Source organism: Glycocaulis alkaliphilus (assembly GCF_004000605.1).
Taxonomy (GTDB): Bacteria; Pseudomonadota; Alphaproteobacteria; order Caulobacterales; family Maricaulaceae; genus Glycocaulis; species Glycocaulis alkaliphilus.
Map to the genome: position 1 here is coordinate 917,400 of NZ_CP018911.1, position 16,971 is coordinate 934,370.

At 63.2% G+C, this 16,971-nt stretch carries 20 protein-coding genes; all 20 read left to right on the forward strand.

The annotated features are described in order from the left end of the window. The first annotated feature begins 182 nt into the window (after window positions 1-182). The gene (locus X907_RS04415) at window positions 183-566 is read left to right on the forward strand and encodes a CrcB family protein (RefSeq protein ID WP_127565821.1); all 384 of its coding nucleotides are present in this window, start codon (window positions 183-185) and stop codon (window positions 564-566) included. Then, window positions 563-961, forward strand: a complete 399-nt coding sequence (gene crcB, locus X907_RS04420) for a fluoride efflux transporter CrcB (RefSeq protein ID WP_127565822.1) — start codon at window positions 563-565, stop codon at window positions 959-961. Before X907_RS04415 ends, crcB begins: the two co-directional genes overlap by 4 nt. Before the next feature lie 60 nt (window positions 962-1,021). Beyond that, a complete protein-coding gene (locus tag X907_RS04425; protein WP_127565823.1) occupies window positions 1,022-2,005 on the forward strand; it encodes an RluA family pseudouridine synthase in 984 nt (327 codons plus the stop codon). Continuing rightward, window positions 2,002-3,795: a putative 2OG-Fe(II) oxygenase gene (locus tag X907_RS04430; RefSeq protein ID WP_127565824.1), complete on the forward strand. Its 1,794-nt coding sequence runs from the start codon at window positions 2,002-2,004 to the stop codon at window positions 3,793-3,795. The genes X907_RS04425 and X907_RS04430 overlap by 4 nt, the downstream gene beginning before the upstream one ends. Then, window positions 3,792-4,484 carry an HAD-IA family hydrolase gene (locus tag X907_RS04435; protein ID WP_127565825.1) on the forward strand — a complete coding sequence of 231 codons (693 nt, stop codon included), beginning with the start codon at window positions 3,792-3,794 and terminating at the stop codon, window positions 4,482-4,484. Before X907_RS04430 ends, X907_RS04435 begins: the two co-directional genes overlap by 4 nt. Further along, entirely contained in the window at window positions 4,481-5,221 is a 741-nt protein-coding gene (locus X907_RS04440) for an ATP12 family chaperone protein (RefSeq protein WP_127565826.1), read from the forward strand. Before X907_RS04435 ends, X907_RS04440 begins: the two co-directional genes overlap by 4 nt. A gap of 56 nt (window positions 5,222-5,277) precedes the next feature. Next, a complete protein-coding gene (locus tag X907_RS04445; protein ID WP_170175455.1) occupies window positions 5,278-5,724 on the forward strand; it encodes a pilus assembly protein N-terminal domain-containing protein in 447 nt (148 codons plus the stop codon). A 425-nt stretch (window positions 5,725-6,149) separates the two neighbouring features. Then, window positions 6,150-6,695 carry a TadE/TadG family type IV pilus assembly protein gene (locus X907_RS04450; RefSeq protein ID WP_127565828.1) on the forward strand — a complete coding sequence of 182 codons (546 nt, stop codon included), beginning with the start codon at window positions 6,150-6,152 and terminating at the stop codon, window positions 6,693-6,695. Further along, window positions 6,692-7,411: a TadE/TadG family type IV pilus assembly protein gene (locus X907_RS04455; protein WP_127565829.1), complete on the forward strand. Its 720-nt coding sequence runs from the start codon at window positions 6,692-6,694 to the stop codon at window positions 7,409-7,411. Before X907_RS04450 ends, X907_RS04455 begins: the two co-directional genes overlap by 4 nt. A 117-nt stretch (window positions 7,412-7,528) precedes the next feature. Next, window positions 7,529-8,014, forward strand: a complete 486-nt coding sequence (locus tag X907_RS04460; RefSeq protein WP_170175456.1) for an A24 family peptidase — start codon at window positions 7,529-7,531, stop codon at window positions 8,012-8,014. Window positions 8,015-8,146: 132 nt separating this feature from the next. Next, a complete protein-coding gene (cpaB, locus tag X907_RS04465) occupies window positions 8,147-8,947 on the forward strand; it encodes a Flp pilus assembly protein CpaB (RefSeq protein ID WP_127565831.1) in 801 nt (266 codons plus the stop codon). Beyond that, window positions 8,947-10,419, forward strand: coding sequence for a type II and III secretion system protein family protein (locus X907_RS04470; protein WP_233352519.1), 1,473 nt, complete (start codon window positions 8,947-8,949; stop codon window positions 10,417-10,419). Before cpaB ends, X907_RS04470 begins: the two co-directional genes overlap by 1 nt. Before the next feature lie 4 nt (window positions 10,420-10,423). Continuing rightward, complete coding sequence (locus X907_RS04475) at window positions 10,424-11,077, forward strand: CpaD family pilus assembly protein (protein WP_127565833.1); 654 nt, start codon at window positions 10,424-10,426, stop codon at window positions 11,075-11,077. Between the two features lie 30 nt (window positions 11,078-11,107). Further along, window positions 11,108-12,529 carry an AAA family ATPase gene (locus X907_RS04480; RefSeq protein WP_233352520.1) on the forward strand — a complete coding sequence of 474 codons (1,422 nt, stop codon included), beginning with the start codon at window positions 11,108-11,110 and terminating at the stop codon, window positions 12,527-12,529. Further along, the gene (locus X907_RS14545; RefSeq protein WP_233352521.1) at window positions 12,526-12,663 is read left to right on the forward strand and encodes a hypothetical protein; all 138 of its coding nucleotides are present in this window, start codon (window positions 12,526-12,528) and stop codon (window positions 12,661-12,663) included. Before X907_RS04480 ends, X907_RS14545 begins: the two co-directional genes overlap by 4 nt. Window positions 12,664-12,679: 16 nt before the next feature. Beyond that, window positions 12,680-14,161: a CpaF family protein gene (locus X907_RS04485; protein WP_127565834.1), complete on the forward strand. Its 1,482-nt coding sequence runs from the start codon at window positions 12,680-12,682 to the stop codon at window positions 14,159-14,161. A 6-nt stretch (window positions 14,162-14,167) separates the two neighbouring features. After that, window positions 14,168-15,154: a type II secretion system F family protein gene (locus X907_RS04490; RefSeq protein WP_127565835.1), complete on the forward strand. Its 987-nt coding sequence runs from the start codon at window positions 14,168-14,170 to the stop codon at window positions 15,152-15,154. 11 nt (window positions 15,155-15,165) lie between these two features. Then, window positions 15,166-16,143, forward strand: coding sequence for a type II secretion system F family protein (locus tag X907_RS04495; protein ID WP_127565836.1), 978 nt, complete (start codon window positions 15,166-15,168; stop codon window positions 16,141-16,143). 59 nt (window positions 16,144-16,202) lie between these two features. Next, window positions 16,203-16,496, forward strand: coding sequence for a hypothetical protein (locus X907_RS04500; RefSeq protein ID WP_127565837.1), 294 nt, complete (start codon window positions 16,203-16,205; stop codon window positions 16,494-16,496). Window positions 16,497-16,518: 22 nt separating this feature from the next. After that, entirely contained in the window at window positions 16,519-16,944 is a 426-nt protein-coding gene (locus X907_RS04505) for a hypothetical protein (protein ID WP_127565838.1), read from the forward strand. Window positions 16,945-16,971: the final 27 nt, after the last annotated feature.

A 16,971-nucleotide genomic window follows, 5' to 3' on the forward strand; every position in this document is an offset into this window, starting at 1 on the left:
CAGTGGAATGAAAGGCGAAAAGCTCCATATCGTTATTGGTCTTGTCTATGCGCTCGCGGGCATGGCGCTCGGCATGGTGATGGCCGAACCGGCCGTTTAGCCGCATAGGGATACGCAAAAGGGCAAGGCCGCCAGACCCGGCGGCCTTGCCAGCGCGTATTCGCGAGCCTAACCACTAACCCATGCAACACCTCCTTCTCATCGCTGCGGGCGGCGCGCTTGGGGCGCTCGGACGTTACGCGCTGGCGGCCTTTGTCGACGGGCGTCTGGGCGGCAGGTTTCCGTGGGGTACGCTGGCGGTCAATTTCACAGGCGCTGCCCTGATCGGCCTGCTGGCCGGGCTATGGTTGTCAGAAGGCGGTGCGGCGGGCACGGCCTGGATATTTCTCGTGATCGGTGTGCTGGGCAGCTACACGACCGTGTCGTCCTTTTCCTTGCAGGCGCTGGAGCTGTTTCAGGCGGGCCGCATCGTGGCGGCTGGCGCGCTGGCCCTCCTGTCGCTTGCGGGCTGTCTGATGCTGGCAGCAGGCGGGTTTGCTCTTGTGACGGGGCTGGCAGGCGCATGAAGGCGCGCCCTTCCATCCTGCTGGCAGTGGCCGCGGGTGGCGCGCTCGGCGCACTCACCCGCTACGCAGTTGCGCTGGCGCTCGCGGGTGGTGATTTGCCGTGGGGAACGCTGGCAGCCAACGCGTGTGGTTCCCTGCTGATCGGCCTCTATGCCGGCGCGATGGTGTGCGGGCGGATTAAGCCCGGCCTGGTGCAGCGGCATTTCGTGGTGACGGGATTTTGCGGCGGGTTCACCACTTTTTCCATCTTCAGTCTTGAGATTGTTCTGCTTGCCCAGGCGGGTGAGGCGGGTCCGGCCCTTCTCTACCTCGTCCTGTCGATCGTGCTGTGGCTTGCTGGCGTGGCTGCGGGCTGGAAGCTGGCCGGTGCGCGGTTGCGTCCGGTCCGTCCCTGAGCGCCGTCAGCAGAGCGTCCGTCTTGCAGGCGGGCCTGCGCGGCACTATCCCTTCGCGCCATGAGCAAGGTTGAAATCCGCACCGTGGCCCCCGATGAGGCCGACATTCGCCTCGACCGCTGGTTCAGGCGTCATTTCCCCCATGTCACGCATGGCGCGCTGGAAAAGCTGCTGCGCACCGGGCAGGTGCGTGTTGATGGCGGACGGGTGAAGGGTAATCACCGGCTGGAGGCGGGTCAGGAAATCCGCATTCCGCCGCTGCCTGCGCCGGGTGAGGCTGCGCCGCCCAAGACCATCAGCGCCGAGGACAAGGCGTTCGCACGCTCCATGGTGCTCTATGAGGATGATACGCTCATCGCGCTGAACAAGCCGCCGGGCCTGCCCGTGCAGGGGGGCTCTAAAGTGGTGCGCCATTTGGACGGCCTGCTGGACGCGTTCGGCACTGGCGACAGGCGCCCGCGCCTCGTCCACCGGCTCGACAAGGATACGTCCGGCGTGATCGTGGTGGCCAAGGGCGCATCACATGCGGCTACGCTGGCGGCCCTGTTCAAGGGACGTGATCTTGAAAAGACCTATTGGGCGATCGCTCTGGGCATCATGATGCCGCGCGCGGGCGAGATCACCGGCTATATGAAGAAGACGGCTTCCACACAGGGCGACCGCGAGCTGATGGTCGCTGCCCGCCATGGCGAGGAAGGCGCGCAATACGCGCTTACCCGCTATGCCACCGCAGATGAGGCGGGCCGCCGGGCAAGCTGGGTGGTGCTGCGCCCCGAGACGGGCCGGACCCACCAGCTGCGCGTGCATCTGGCCGCTGCCGGTCACGCCATTCAGGGCGACGGGAAATATGTGTGTGACGTGCCGCCGCTCGGCGGGGTGTCGCAAAAGCTGCACCTGCATGCGCGCAAACTGGTTATCCCGCGCGAAGGCAAGAAGCCGCTCGTGCTCGAGGCGCCGCTACCCAAACACATGGCTGACACGTTTGAGGCGCTGGGCTTTGATGCCGGGATGGATATGCGCGCGATAGAGGCCCAGCTGGCATGAGTGTAACGCTGCAAACCATCTTTGCTGCATACACGGCCCGCAACTATGCGGCTGCCCAAGGCATGATGAACAGCTACCGTGCGGCAAACCCTGAGACGGCCCAGTCTGCTCATTTGCAAGGGCTAATCTCCCGCCGTCTCGGAGATATTGACGGTGCTCTGGGGTGGATGCGCCACTCACTGCGTCTCGATCCCGGCAATCATGAGTATCTCAACAATTATGCCGGGTGCCTGCTTGCCGCGGGGCGGTCGGCCGAGGCAGCAGATGCTTGGAAGCAAGCTGCCAAAGCCCGCCCCGCTGAGGCGGTTTATGCTGAGGGGCTGGTGAGTGCCCTAAGTGCCAGCGGAGATCACCAGGCCGCCGAGCGCGCTGCGCGAGCGCTGACGGCCGGATCAGGTGCGTCACGCTCCAATAGCTGGGTAGCGGCAGCAAAAGCGTACTATGCGGCCGGCATGTACCTGGAAGCAATATCGGCTTTTGAAAAGGCGGCCGATCTTGGCGGCGATCCAGCGTCCTGCCTGGCAGGACGGATCGACGCCCTGGCTCTGATGGACAGGACGGACGAACTTGCCGCGATGCTGGACGAACAGCCGGCATCGCTTCGCGGCCATGTCTCTGTGCAGTCGGCTTGCGCCCGTGCGACATTCCTTGCCGGCAAGCCGAGCGACGCTGTCCGGATGTTTCAAGATATCTGGTCGCGCCAGGCAACCATCAGTACTTTCCGCGATCTCGCGCAGGCCTTGTGGACGGCTGGCAAGACAGAAGAGTTTGAAGCCCTCATTGAGTCCGTCGCGAGAACCGGGGATCCCGCTTTCGTAGCGGTAGCTGCTGACTGCCTTTACCAGATCGATCGTCATGCCGACGCGCTTGCGCTGCTGGCGCGATTACCCGAGGCATCGCTGGCGAGTCCCCAGATCGCCGGCCTGAGGGCTATTGTGCTTCAGGGCATGGGTGAGGGCGAACAGTCGCTTGAACTTGCGCGTATCGACTATGCGGCCCGGCCGCACGATAGCGGCTGCGCGACAAATCTTGTTGTTTCACTGCTGATGACCGGGGCCTACGGCGAGGCCGATGAGCTTATATCGAAGTTCCGCTCACGCTACCCGCTGGACCAAGGCTGGCTGGCCTATCAGGCAACGCTATGGCGTCTGACTGACAATCCGCAATATCGCAAGCTCTACGACTATGAGCGGTTTGTGAGAGCTTACCACCTGCCGGGCTGCGACGGTTATCCCGATGGCGAAAGCCTGAACTCGGCATTGAAAAGCGTGCTTGAGGCACGTCACGTCCTGGCCCGCAGCCCATTCAACCAGTCTCTTCGCAACGGGATACAGACACCGCGAAGCCTCTTGTGTGATCCGTCTCCGGCTGTCAGGGCCTACCTCTCCGCTCTTAGAGGGCCCATCTCCCAGTATCTGAACGAGATCGGACGTGACAAAAACCATGAATTGACCTGCCGCAATACCGGCAAGTTCCGCCTGTCAGGGTGCTGGTCTGTCAGGTTGTATGGCGGTGGCCGCCATGTGAACCATTTTCATCCGGCAGGCTGGATCAGCTCGGCCTATTATGTCGATGTCCCAAGCAGCACGGTCAGTGGTGATCGCAAGGAGGGCTGCATCAAGTTTGGAGAACCGTCGTTCAAAACGGCGCGGCCGGCACCCGCTGAACACTGGGTGAGGCCCTCTCCCGGATTGGTGGTGCTGTTCCCGTCGTATATGTGGCACGGCACCGAGCCAATTCTTGCAGGCGAGAGCCGCATGACCGCCCCGTTTGATGTTGTACCCGAATGAATACCCTGAAACTTGCCGTGTTCGATGTCGATGGCACGCTCATAGACAGCCGGGAGATCATCCACCGGGCGATGGACCGTGCCTTCACGCGCGCCGGACTTGGCGAGATGCCCTATGACCGGGTGCGCACCATTGTAGGCCTTGAGCTGTCAGAGGCCATTGGCCGTCTCGCACCGGCGGACATTGGCCATGAGCGCCTCTTGCTCCTGTGCAATTACTACAAGGAAGCCTTTGTCGAGCAGCGCGCTGATCCCGGCTTTGAGGAGCCGCTTTATGCGGGCGCGCTGGAGACGCTGGAGCGTCTGAGCGATGAGGGCTGGCTGCTGGGCGTCGCCACCGGCAAGGCGCGCAGAGGGCTCGACATCGTATTTGGCCATCATGGCCTGCATCGCTATTTCCAGACCCTGCAGACCGTCGATCACGGCGTCGGCAAGCCCAATCCGCGCATGGTGCTCGACGCGATGGCCGAAACTGGCGCGCGCCCGGAAGAAACGGTTGTGATCGGCGATACGAGCTTTGACATGCTCATGGCCCGTTCTGCGGGCACGACTGCCCTTGGGGTAAGCTGGGGCTTTCATACAGCAGATGAAATTGCCTCTGGCGGTGCCCATGAGATTCACGACAGCTACGACACGCTCAATGGCGCATTGAGCCGGTTTGTGCCGGCGGGGGAAGAGGTTTCACGATGAGCATGTCCAAGGCGAAGGCGGAAAACCGCCCTTTGCCCAAGCGTTTCTATTCCGAGGCCAGCGCGGGGCCTTCGGGCGATGGCTGGGCCATACTTCTTGACGGCCGCCCGGTGAAAACGCCTGAGCGCCATGTGCTGGCAGCTCCTTGCGAGACGCTGGCCGTGGAGATGGCGGCTGAGTGGGATGCGCAAGCCAAACATATTGATCCTTTCACCATGCCGCTGACCCGGCTGGCTCATGTGGCTATTGACCGTATGGAAGCGGCGCGCGCGGCCGCGGCAGAGGAAATTGTCCGGTTTGCGGGAACAGACCTCTTGTCCCATCGCAGTGACGATCCTGAGCTTGCTGCCCGCCAGGCCGCTGGCTGGGACCCGCTGCTGGAATGGTCTGCAAAGGCGCTGGAAGCCCCGCTGAAGAGCGCGGCGACACTGTTGGCACTAGAGCAGCCGGAGGCCTCTCTGGCCGCTCTGCGGGCCCGTGCGGGCGCGCTGGACAACTGGCGGCTGACGGCACTGACCAGCGCTGTCCCCCTTCTGGGGTCTGCCGTGCTCGGTTTTGCGCTGCTCGAAGCCGAGATCGATGGCGAGCTGGCTTACATGCTTTCGCGGCTGGATGAGGACTATCAGGCCGAGCGCTGGGGCGAGGACAGCGAAGCCGCCGAGGCCGCCGCCAACCGCAAGCGTGACCTTCTTGCCTGCGAGCGCGTGTTCCGCCTGCTGGATGAAGCAGACGTTTAGACTTCCTTCATCGGCCGCAACGATGCTTGGCGCAGATTTGCACCGGGATAATGGCCATGAAGCCTGTTCAGCTCTTTCTTGCGAGCCTTCTCGCGCTGACCGCCGCTGCCGTGGCGCAGGCCCAGTCGCGCGGGTTTGAGGTGCCAGCCGACCATACCGCGCTGATTCGCCTGCCGGGCGATGCCGCCGCCATTGTAATTGGTAATCCCAATATAGCCGACGCGACGCTCTATGATGCGCGTACCATCTTCGTGACGGGCCGTGTGTTCGGCCGAACCAACATGATCGCGCTCGATGATAATGGCCGGGTGCTCTACACCTCGGACCTGCTGGTCACCCAGTCGGGCCGGGGCAGCGTCCAGGTTTTCCGCAATACCGAACGCCACAGTTATGTGTGTGCGCCGGAATGCCAGGCCGTGCCAGTGATCGGGGATGCATCGGACTGGTTCTCCGGCGTGTCGGGCCAGCAGGCCAACCGTACGGCGGTTGGTGGCGGGCGTTAGGGCCTGTACTCATAAAGGTTTCGGGCCCCGGAGCGAACTTTGGTTCGCTCCGACTCTTTGCTAAGTGAGGCAAGCGGCTTGCAGTCGCTTGCCGGGGCGTAGCGGATTTGGTGCCTGACAAGGAGAGACGGCCGCCGTGGAGCACTCCTCCACAAGGCCGGCTCGACGCCGTCAGGGAGAAAATCCGCCGCGCTCGATAAGAGTATGGCGAAAATCGCCCACTATTACGTCGCAGCCCCTCGAAAGGGGGATGCCCTTCCTTGGGGCCTGCTCCTGATATTGAACGATTTTCGCGCATATCACGCTCCAAACCCTTTGTGAGGACAGGCCCTCGACATCACGCTTTCTTAACCAGGTTTTTTCACCGCGAATTAAGCGCGCTGCGCGATACTGCCGCCAGTGCAGTCTTGCGGGGAGATCGCAGCGTGTTTCTGAAGAGTCCGGTTAAGCGCCTCGCCAGGCGGATGGCAGACGACAAGAAGGGCGCGACGGCCGTCGAGTTCGCAATGGTTGCGCTGCCATTCCTTGTTCTGCTGGGCGCCATTATCGAAACCGCCCTCATCTTTTTTGCCGGCATGATGATGGAGCACGGGCTGTCGCAATCGGCCCGCGAGATACGCACCGGACAGCTCCAGCTGGCAGGCGGCTCGCCAGAGGCGTTCAGAAACTCTGTCTGCAGCCGCTCGGCGGGTTTGCTGCGGTGTGAGCGTTTACGCATTGATGTGCGCACGCTGGAAAGCTTTGGCGGCGCGACCTCCCTGCCAGTCGACGAAAACGGGATGGTCGATGTCGGCGAGATCAGCTTCCTGCCCGGTAATCCGGGCGAGATAGTGCTGGTGCGGGCCTATTATGACTGGCCGCTTATCGTCCCCAATCTGGGGCTGGGGCTTGCGAACATGGCGGGCAATCGCCGGCTTCTGACGGCGACCGCCGCGTTCCGCAACGAGCCGTTCCAGGAGGCGCTGCAATGATGGCCTTCAAGCTGATTTCAACACTTGCTGCGGACCGCCGGGGTGTGTCGGCAGTGGAGTTTGCGTTGATAGCGCCATTGCTGATCACGCTCTATGTGGGGATCGTCCAGCTTACGCTCGGCCTGTCTGCTGACCGCAAGCTGACAGCGGCTGCGAGCACGATTGCGGACCTGGTCGCCCAATCTGACATTGTGAACGATGTGGCGTTCGGCGACATCCTGGCTGCGGGGGAGGCTGTCATGCAGCCTTATTCGACGGCCAACCTGGTTGTGCGCGTCTCATCGCTGAGCGCCGATGCGCAGGGCAACCCGTCACTTGAATGGAGCCAGGGCAGGGGCACCAATCCACGCGCCGCCGGTGATCTGCCGCCTTTGCCAGCTGGCGTGCTGTTGCCCGGTGGCGGCGTTGTCGTCGTGGAAGCCGACTACACCTATCACACACCGCTGTCGGGAAGCGGGCTTGGCCAGTTCAATCTGACCGAAACCGTCTATATGCGGCCCCGCCGCGTCGGGTTCGTCAGTGGCGAGTGGCAACCTGATGAACCGCAGGATCCGGGAAGTGGCGGCGGATCGGGCACTGGAAGTGACTCAGGCGGCGGCAATGATTCCACACCGTCCCCTGAGCCAGACCCTGCTCCTGCTCCAGAGCCAGAGCCAGAGCCGGCCCCCAATCAGTGCCGCTATACCGGCATTCTCGCTATCTTGTTCTGCCGTTAACATAGCGGGCGAGGGCATCGGCCCGGCGCGCCATGCACCCAATCTTAAGCCTGTTATGATGGTCTGGCCGTCTCAGGAACTGAAGATGTGCCGGGCGTGATGCTGATCTATTTTTGCGTGAGTGCTGCAATTCTGCTCACCCTTCTGGCCGCGCTGGAAGACGTGCGGCGCTTCACAATCTCCAACTGGATACCCGGCGCACTGATTGTTCTCTGGCTGGTGTATGTGCCCTTCTCCGGGCTCAGCTGGCAGGGCGCTGGCCTTAACCTGCTCACAGGGGTTGGCGTGCTGGCGCTGATGATGGCGCTGTGGATGCCGGGCTGGCTCGGCGGCGGTGACGCCAAGCTGATTGCCGCGCTCGCCCTCTGGTTTGGCTGGCCGTCCGTTCTCACCTTCCTGCTTCTGGCGATGATCTGCGGCGGCGTTCTGGCGGCGGCATTGCTGGCCGCGCGCCGCTTCGCGCCGGCGCTGCCCATGTCGCCTGAGCGCCTTGCCGCCAGCCCGCTGGCGCATGGGGCGCCTGTACCCTATGGCGTGGCCATAGCGGGCGGGATGCTCTGGGCGTTGCCGCATTCCCCGCTGATGGCGGCGTTTGCCGGTTAACGTCTCAGTGACCGAACTGGCACATTCCCTGCGCGGGACATATCCCATCGCCGATAATTAACGCGGCCTTGAGGTTTTGCCGGTGAAATCAGGCACAACTGCCTTTTCGCGCCGAGGGATCCGCGAGCTGCCATGAACGCCACCCGTATAGCCATTCTCGTCGCTGCCGGTCTGGCCGCAATCGTTGCGGCCTTCTTCGTGCGTAACGCCATGCAGCCGCAGGTGATCGAGCGCACGGTAACAGAAGCCCCTGTGGCGGAAGCACCTGCCGTCAGGGTGCTGGCAGCGCGCTCTGATCTGGCCATGGGCCGGCGCGTGGCGCCCGGCGACCTCTACTGGCAGCCCTGGCCCGAAGAGGCCATCTCGCCCACCTATATCCGCGAATCAGCTGACCGCGAGGCAGTGAACAGGCTCGCAGGTTCGGTTGTGCGCGCTGCCATCGCGCAAGGAGAGCCGATAACAGAGCGCCGGCTGGTGGCGCCCGGCTCCAGTGGCTTCATGGCTGCGGTAATTTCGCCCGGCATGCGCGCGATTGCCGTGCCGACATCGGCTCGCGCCGGCGCTGGCGGCTTCATCCTGCCCAATGACCGGGTTGACCTGATTGTGACGACGCAGGGCGAGCACAACAGCTTTTCCGCGCAAACCCTGCTGGAAAACGTACGTGTTCTGGCGATTGACCAGTCCTTCTCCGAGGATGGTTCGGGCGCGGTGGTTGGCTCCACCGCCACGCTGGAAGTGACACCCGCTCAGGCGCGCGTGGCCGCTCAGGCTATCGCGGGCGGAACGCTCACGCTCTCGCTGCGCAGCCTTTCCGATGCAGACGAACCATCTGCCGAAGCGGGGGAAGTCACCGAAGGCGGGCAGCGCGTGGTGCGCGTTTTCCGTTACGGGCGTGAGGAGCGTGTAGCGCTCAGCGCGCGGGGAGGGGAATGATGGCAGCGAGATTTCTGGCCACGCTGGCGGCGCTTGCGCCGTTATTGCTGTGTGCCCCGGCCTATTCGCAAGGCGCAGGTGTGGAGCGGACCAACACGCTTCAGGTGACGATCCGCCAGCCCGGCGAGGGTCCGGTGTCAGAGCGCATTACACTGCCCCTCGGACAGGCCGCCGTGATCCATCTGCCCGTTGACGCCGCCGACGTGATGGTCGCCAACCCGGCTGTTGCTGACGCCGTGGTGCGCACGCCCACCCGCGCTGTATTGCTGGGTCAGGGTGTCGGGCGCACCAATGTTTTCTTTTTTGATGGTGATGGCGCGCTGATCCTTGATCTGGCGGTGCGTGTCGAGCGCGATATGGACGGGTTGAGCGATGCGCTGCGGCGCTTCGTGCCCGATGGCCGTATCGCCGCTGAATCGATGAACGCCAATATCGTCCTGTCCGGAACGGTGCCCTCTGCCAGTGCCGCAGACACCGCCCTGCAGGTGGCGCGCCGCTGGGCTGATGACCCGGAGCAGGTGATCTCTTTTCTGACCGTTGAGGGGCGCGATCAGGTGCTCTTGCGTGTGCGCATTGTGGAAATGCAGCGTACGCTGGTGCGCCAGCTCGGCATCAATCTGAGCGCCAATCTGAATACGGCCAGCCCGACGGTAAACCGTATCGACACTGAAAACGCTTTCGGCCTGGCAGGCAGTGCGCTTGGCGGGCTGACGGGCCGGGCCGATCTGCTCAATGCTCTCGGAGCAAACACGCGGCTGGGAGCGACCTTCGCGGCATTGGAGCGTGTCGGTCTGGTGCGCACGCTAGCCGAGCCGAATCTCAGCGCGATTTCCGGTGAGTCGGCAAACTTCCTGGCGGGCGGCGAGTTTCCCGTGCCTGTCGGACGTGATCGCGACGGTAATATCACGATTGAATACAAGCCGTTTGGCGTCGGCCTTGGCTTCACGCCCGTGGTTCTGTCGGAGGGGCGTATCTCCTTGCGTATTTCCACCGAGGTCTCCGAGCTGTCCAATCAGGGTTCGATCACGCTGGGGGGCAGCACGCAGACCGATGCGGACGGCAACGTCATTGGCGGCGTCCCGGCGCTGACCATTCCCTCGCTGACCGTGAACCGCGCGGAAACGACCGTGGAGTTGCCCTCCGGCGGCAGTCTGGTCATTGCCGGCCTGATCAAGGAAGAAACCCGGCAGGCCATGGACGGCGTTCCCGGGGTAGAGCGCCTGCCCGTTCTGGGCGCGCTTTTCCGCTCGCGCGATTTTGCCAATAGCGAAACCGAGCTGGTGATTGTCGTCACCCCCTATCTGGTCGATCCGGCAAATCCGAACGAGCTTTCGTCGCCCGGCGACGGGTTTGAGCCTGCCTCGACGGCGGCACACGTCTTTCTTGGCCGCCTGAACCGTGTCTACGCCGCGCCGGGTGCGCAGGTGGAAGGGCAGGGCTGGACCGGCCCTGTCGGCTTCAGCGTGGAGTAGCGCCATGATGATCAGAGCCATCTGCCTGACTTTTGCCGCGGCTTTTGCGATGAGCGCCTGTGCGTCGGCGCCCCGCGAGCTGCCGCGCGCCACCGCCATGGCTGAGACGGTACGCGTGGAGATGCCCGTTGATCCGCGCGATAATGGCCTGACATGGGCCCAGCTGGAACTCATCGAGGCACTGGCCGGTGAGTACAAGGCGCGAGGCCATGGGCCTTTCGTCATCTCCTACCCCCAGAATGCCGGTAATGCCGAAGCGGCGCTGGGCGCAATCGCCGATGTGCGCACTGCGCTCTACGGCCACGGGCTGGACTGGCGCCAGATCGGCGGCGGCGCCTACGAAGCCGGCGGCTATGTTCAGGCGCCTGTCGTCTTTTCCTTCACCCGCTACCGCGCCGTAGCGCCGGAGTGCGAGAACCGCTGGAGCGATGTGCGCAATGCCCGTCCGGGCGGGCGCTGGGGCGGGTTTGGCTGCGCCACCGAGCAGAATATTGCGGCCATGGTCGCTGATCCGCGTGATCTTGTGACCCCGCGCACCTTCGATGATCCCGATGCCGCCCGCCGCCAGACGGTTCTCGACCGCTGGCGTCAGGGCCAGTCCACCACAAGCGAGCGCAGCGCCAGCGAGAGCGGCACTGTCAGCCGCGCCGTTGAATAGTCAGACCGTCCAGCTGGAACCAGACATACGATGACACAGGCCAGACCATACGAAGATGACGGGTTCGATGCCGGGGATGAATTCCTGGGCGACGACTTTTCCACGCCGTCAGACCCGTTTCTGGATGCCGCCACGGTTGAGGCGCGCCTGCGCGGCGAGATCGCCGGTGCCGCTGACCCGTTTGACGAGCCCTTGCAGCCTGTCCCGCAACCGGCTGGAACATCCGGGTTTGGCGCAAAGCTGGCTGCGGCCAACAGGACTGCGCCTGATTTCATCAGCGAGGCAGACCCCGCGCCCAGCCGCCCGCGCGTCGAGGCGCGCGCCTCTGACTTGTCAGCTGTCTCGCCGGGGCTCTACGGCGAGGTTGATGCTGATGCCGGTGATGTGATCCAGCCGGTGCCGCGTATCTCCATCGAGGCGTTCTGCGAGCGTCCGGAAACCGGGGCGCTCATCCATAACGCTGGCGCGGACCGGCGGCTGGCACGCGCTCACGTCAATGTCGAGCTCGGCGGGCTGGCAGGCGCCATTGAGCGCTTTCATGACGAATCCACGCCGAACCTGCTGATTATCGAGACCGGCATGCGCGGGGCGCAGCTTTTTGCCCAGCTGGACGAGCTGGCCTCGGTCTGCGACGGCGATACGCGTATCATCATTATCGGCGCGGCCAACGACATCGCGCTTTACCGCGAGCTGATGCGCCGGGGCGTGAGCGAGTATCTCGTGCCGCCGATGACGCCGCTGCACCTGATCCGCACCATCTCCGGCCTGTTTGTGGATCCCGATGCCCCGTTCGCGGGCCGTTCGATTGCCTTTATCGGTGCCAAGGGCGGGGTTGGCTCGTCCACGATTGCGCACAACATCGCCTGGTGCATGGGCGAGCTGCAGCACATGGACACGGTGCTGGTCGATCTCGATCTCAGCTTTGGCACTGCAGGGCTGGATTTCAACCAGGACCCGGCCCAGACCATCGGCCATGCACTGGCCGATCCGGACCGGCTGGACGACGCGCTTCTCGACCGCCTGCTGGTCAAGTGCGGCGAGCGCCTGAGCCTCTTTTCCGCGCCTGCAACGCTGGAAAGTGACTGGGATTTTGGCTCCGAAGCGTTCGAGACCGTGCTGGAAAAGGTCCGCCGTCAGGCGCCTTATGTGGCGCTGGACCTGCCGCACGCCTGGTCGCCCTGGGTGCGCCGCACGCTTCTCTCGGCAGAGCAGGTGGTGGTCACGGTCACGCCCGATCTGGCATGCCTGCGCAACGCCAAGAATCTGTTCGATCTGGTGCGCCAGAACCGGCCCAATGACGAACCGCCAAAGGTCATCGTCAACATGGCCGGGTGCCCGAAAAAGCCCGATATTCCGCTCAAGGACTTCTCCGATGCACTGGGTACCGCGCCCCTTCTGGTGCTGCCCTTCGAGCCTGCGCTGTTCGGGCGGCAGCCAATAACGGCCAGATGATCGCAGAGGTCGACGCCAAATCGAAGGCGGCTGACGGATTTGCCCATGTGGCCAGCCAGCTTACAGGGCGCAGCTCCGCGCCGGTCCGCCAGCAGCGTTCAGGCCTGAAATCACTGTTCGGGCGCAAAGGTTAGAGGCAGCAGGCAAGGCATGTTCGGCAAGCGCACCACCGCTCCACAGCCCACCCCGGCAGCGCCCCCTGCCAGCGCCGCGCCTGCGCCTGCCGCACGCCCGGCGCCATCTGCCCAGCCACGCCCGCGCCCCGCTGCACCCGCGCCCCAGCCGCGCGCCAGCGCTGCGCCGCAGGCCGCCAGCAAACCCAAGCCCCGCCCTGCCGTACAGGTCGGTCAGGAACGCTCCGCCGAGTACTATGCGATCAAGACGACGATCTTCAACGCGCTGATCGATACGATTGACCTTGGCCAGCTCGCTCGCCTCGACAACGCCACGGCGGCGGAGGAAATCCGCGACATCGTCACCGAGATCATCTCGATCAAGAACGTGGCTATGTCGATCGCGGAGCAGGAAAACCTGCTGCAGGACATCTGCAATGACGTTCTGGGCTACGGGCCGCTGGAGCCGCTTCTGGCACGCGACGATATTGCCGACATCATGGTCAATGGCGCGGGCGATGTGTTCATCGAGGTCAATGGCCGCGTCCAGAAGACAGGTATCCGCTTCCGCGACAATGGCCAGCTGATGAATATCTGCCAGCGCATCGTGTCCCAGGTGGGACGGCGCGTGGATGAAAGCTCGCCGATCTGCGATGCGCGCCTTGCCGATGGCTCGCGCGTCAACGTCATCGCGCCGCCGCTGGCGCTTGATGGCCCCACGCTGACGATCCGGAAGTTCAAGAAAGACAAGCTGACCATGCAGCACCTGGTCGATTTCGGATCGATCACGCCCGAAGGCGCCAAGGTGCTGCAGATCATCGGCGCATCGCGCTGCAACGTGCTCATCTCCGGCGGTACGGGCTCGGGCAAGACGACGCTGCTGAACTGCCTGACCGGCTTCATCGGGGAAGAAGAGCGCGTCATCACCTGTGAAGACGCCGCCGAGCTGCAGCTGCAGCAGCCGCACGTGGTACGTCTTGAAACCCGTCCGCCCAATCTGGAGGGCACGGGCCAGGTCACGATGCGTGATCTGGTCAAGAACTGCCTGCGCATGCGCCCCGAACGCATCATCGTTGGCGAGGTGCGCGGTCCCGAAGCCTTTGACCTGCTGCAGGCGATGAATACCGGCCATGACGGCTCCATGGGCACGCTGCACGCCAACTCCCCGCGTGAAGGGCTGTCGCGCATCGAGTCCATGATCACGATGGGCGGCTACAACCTGCCGACCAAGACCATCCGGGAAATGATCTCCGGCTCGATTGACGTGGTGGTGCAGGCTGCGCGCCTGCGCGATGGGACGCGCAAGATCACCCACATCACCGAGGTGCTCGGCATGGAGGGGGATGTCATCGTCACCCAGGATCTCTTTGTCTACGAGATCACAGGCGAGGACGAACACGGCAATATCACCGGCCGTCACGTCTCGACGGGCATCGCCCGTCCGAAATTCTGGGACCGGGCCCGCTATTTCGGTCTGGAACGCGAACTGGCCGCCGCTCTCGACGCCTCGGAGGCCTGACGCGCCATGGGCGATCTCTCCTTCATCATCGCTGCCATCGCCGCCTTCGTGGCCGTGGCCGGCGTCGGGATTGCCTTTACCAGCGGCGGCAACAAGCGTCAGGCCCAGCGCGTGCAGATTGCCGTCGGCGCGCCCTTGCAGGCCGGCAGGCGCCAGACCAGTGCGCTCGACCAGACGGCGCAGAAAAAACGTCAGGTGCAGGAAACGCTGAAAGAGCTGGAAGAGCGCCAGAAGGCTGCGCGCAAACGGGCTCTCACCTTGCGTGCGAAGCTGGAGCAGGCAGGTGTCAGCTGGACACCGCAACATTTCTGGATTGCGTCAGCCGTAATCGGCGTCCTGGCGGCGTTTGTGGTCTTTGCAGCCGGCATGAACGTACTCATAACACTGTCCGCGGGCTTTGTTGCCGGGCTGGGCCTGCCTCGCTGGATCGTCGGGTTTCTGGTGGCCCGCCGCCAGAAGCAGTTTGTGAACAATTTTGCCGACGCCATCGATATCGTGGTGCGTGGTGTCAAATCCGGCCTGCCACTGAACGAGTGCCTGAAAATCATCGCGCGCGAAAGCCCCGAGCCGGTCCGCACCGAGTTTGAAAAGCTCAATGAAGGTATCGCGGTCGGCGTCGATCTTGACGAGGGTATGCGGCGCATGACCCAGCGCATGCCCGTCTCCGAACTCAATTTCTTTGCCATCGTGCTGGTCATTCAGGCGAAAACCGGCGGCAATCTGGCCGAAGCGCTGGGCAATCTTTCAGCCGTGCTGCGTGCCCGCAAGCTGATGGGCGAGAAGATTCAGGCTCTGTCGTCCGAGGCCAAGGCATCGGCCATGATCATCGGCGCGCTGCCTCCGCTCGTGCTGTGCATCGTGATGATTGTGGCACCGGACTATATGGGCCTGATGTTCACCCATCCGCTCGGGCAGATGATGCTGCTCGGCGGGCTGGTGTGGATGGGCATCGGTATTTTTGTCATGCGCGGCATGATCAACTTCAAGCACTAGGCCGGTACGCGATGGTCACCCAGTTTGCCCAGTGGATCACGACGCCAGCCAATCTGTTTGGCCTGCTGGCCTTCTTTCTGGTGTTTGCCACGGTCATCACCGTGTCGGGCCCGGCCCTGGGCGGCAACAAGCTGGACAAGCGCATCAAGTCGGTTGCCAACCGGCGCGAGGAACTGCGCCGCAAATCACGCGAGGCGCTGGAACTTGAGGCGCGTGGCAGCGCCTTGCGCGGCAAGGATACGCGTTCCTTGTTCCGCAAGGTGGTGGAGAGCCTTAACCTCCAGACCCTTCTGGAAGACCCCAATCTCAAGAACAAGCTGGTTCAGGCAGGTATGCGCGGGCAGGGCCCGGTCTTTGCCTTCTATTTTGCCCGCCTGATCGCGCCGATTGTCCTGTTTGCCCTGTCGCTGGCCTATCTCTTCGCGCTCAACGATTTCGGCCTGCCGACCATCCAGCGTCTTGCCATTGTGATGGGCATGACCCTGCTGGGCTATTATGCGCCCGGCATCTACCTCTCCAATGCGGCGCAGAAGCGGCGCGATTCCATCATGCGCGCCTTTCCCGATGCGCTGGATCTGCTGCTCATCTGTGTGGAAGCGGGTATGTCCATCGAGGCTGCCTTCCAGAAAGTGGCCGCAGAGGTTGGCACCAGCTCGATCGAGCTGGCCGAGGAATTGTCGCTGACGACGGCGGAACTGGCTTATCTGCAGGATCGCCGGCAGGCCTACGAAAACCTTGCCATGCGCACCAACCATCCCGGCGTAAAAGGGGTGTCGACGGCGCTCGTGCAGGCCGAGCGCTACGGCACACCTTTGGGTCAGGCGCTGCGTGTTATGGCCAAGGAAAACCGCGATATGCGCATGGCGTCGGCGGAGAAAAAAGCTGCTGCCCTGCCTGCCAAGCTGACAGTGCCGATGATCGTGTTCTTCCTTCCGGTCCTGTTCATCGTCATTCTTGGCCCGGCCATCATCTCCTTCCAGGAGATGTGAGCGCGCTTGATAGTCGCGCCTGTGCTGCTCGTGTGCTAGACTCTCCGAAAGGAGAGACGATGGACGCCGAACTCAAATCCTTGATACAGGCAATTGCTACCGACGCCTTGGGCCCGGCTGTGGTTGTTGATGTTCATGTGAGGCCGGAAGCCGATGCAGACGATGAACCGATCTTGCGTACACATATTATTGTCAACATGCCCAAGGGTGGCGGCGTTCTCCCCTCGGAGAAGACGATGATGATCCCGCGTGCGGTCCGCAATGCGCTGGTTCATCGCGGGATCGATGCGTTTCCAATCGTAAGCTTTATCTCAAAAGCAGAGGCAGCGGGGCTCAGCTCTGAAGCCGCTTGATCTGATTGCTTCGGGGCGGCGCTTGCTGGCAGGCAAGAGCAAGCCCGCGCAGGCTGATCTCCGGCGCGCAGTAAGCGTGGCGTACTACGCGCTCTTTCACTGTTTGGCGCGATCAAATGCCGATCTGCTGATTGGCACGGCAAAAGTCTCCCGCTCCAATCCGGCATGGTCTCAGACTTATCGGGCGTTGGAACATGGGATTGCGAAGACTGCCTGCAAACGCCCGGAAATGACGAAGTTTCCCGCTGACATTCAAAATTTTGCAAGCCGGTTTGTCACCTTACAAGAGCTGCGTCACGAGGCCGATTATGATCCTGACGCCCGCTTTGCCAAATCGGGTGTGCGGCAGCATCTGGCCGACGCGGAAGCGTCGATTGCAGGATTCATGGCCGCAAGCACCAATGACCGCCGTGCATTTGCAGCTTGGGTGCTGTTCAGGAAGCGCTGAAGTCAGCGCGCTTGACGCATCCGCAAC

Excerpts from the sequence above, each read along its gene's own strand:
- X907_RS04415 (WP_127565821.1), top strand. The coding sequence starts at position 183 with ATGCAACACCTCCTTCTCATCGCTGCGGGCGGCGCGCTTGGGGCGCTC.
- crcB (WP_127565822.1), top strand. The coding sequence starts at position 563 with ATGAAGGCGCGCCCTTCCATCCTGCTGGCAGTGGCCGCGGGTGGCGCG.
- X907_RS04425 (WP_127565823.1), top strand. The coding sequence starts at position 1,022 with ATGAGCAAGGTTGAAATCCGCACCGTGGCCCCCGATGAGGCCGACATT.
- X907_RS04430 (WP_127565824.1), top strand. The coding sequence starts at position 2,002 with ATGAGTGTAACGCTGCAAACCATCTTTGCTGCATACACGGCCCGCAAC.
- X907_RS04435 (WP_127565825.1), top strand. The coding sequence starts at position 3,792 with ATGAATACCCTGAAACTTGCCGTGTTCGATGTCGATGGCACGCTCATA.
- X907_RS04440 (WP_127565826.1), top strand. The coding sequence starts at position 4,481 with ATGAGCATGTCCAAGGCGAAGGCGGAAAACCGCCCTTTGCCCAAGCGT.
- X907_RS04445 (WP_170175455.1), top strand. The coding sequence starts at position 5,278 with ATGAAGCCTGTTCAGCTCTTTCTTGCGAGCCTTCTCGCGCTGACCGCC.
- X907_RS04455 (WP_127565829.1), top strand. The coding sequence starts at position 6,692 with ATGATGGCCTTCAAGCTGATTTCAACACTTGCTGCGGACCGCCGGGGT.
- cpaB (WP_127565831.1), top strand. The coding sequence starts at position 8,147 with ATGAACGCCACCCGTATAGCCATTCTCGTCGCTGCCGGTCTGGCCGCA.
- X907_RS04470 (WP_233352519.1), top strand. The coding sequence starts at position 8,947 with ATGGCAGCGAGATTTCTGGCCACGCTGGCGGCGCTTGCGCCGTTATTG.
- X907_RS04475 (WP_127565833.1), top strand. The coding sequence starts at position 10,424 with ATGATGATCAGAGCCATCTGCCTGACTTTTGCCGCGGCTTTTGCGATG.
- X907_RS04480 (WP_233352520.1), top strand. The coding sequence starts at position 11,108 with ATGACACAGGCCAGACCATACGAAGATGACGGGTTCGATGCCGGGGAT.
- X907_RS14545 (WP_233352521.1), top strand. The coding sequence starts at position 12,526 with ATGATCGCAGAGGTCGACGCCAAATCGAAGGCGGCTGACGGATTTGCC.
- X907_RS04485 (WP_127565834.1), top strand. The coding sequence starts at position 12,680 with ATGTTCGGCAAGCGCACCACCGCTCCACAGCCCACCCCGGCAGCGCCC.
- X907_RS04490 (WP_127565835.1), top strand. The coding sequence starts at position 14,168 with ATGGGCGATCTCTCCTTCATCATCGCTGCCATCGCCGCCTTCGTGGCC.
- X907_RS04495 (WP_127565836.1), top strand. The coding sequence starts at position 15,166 with ATGGTCACCCAGTTTGCCCAGTGGATCACGACGCCAGCCAATCTGTTT.
- X907_RS04500 (WP_127565837.1), top strand. The coding sequence starts at position 16,203 with ATGGACGCCGAACTCAAATCCTTGATACAGGCAATTGCTACCGACGCC.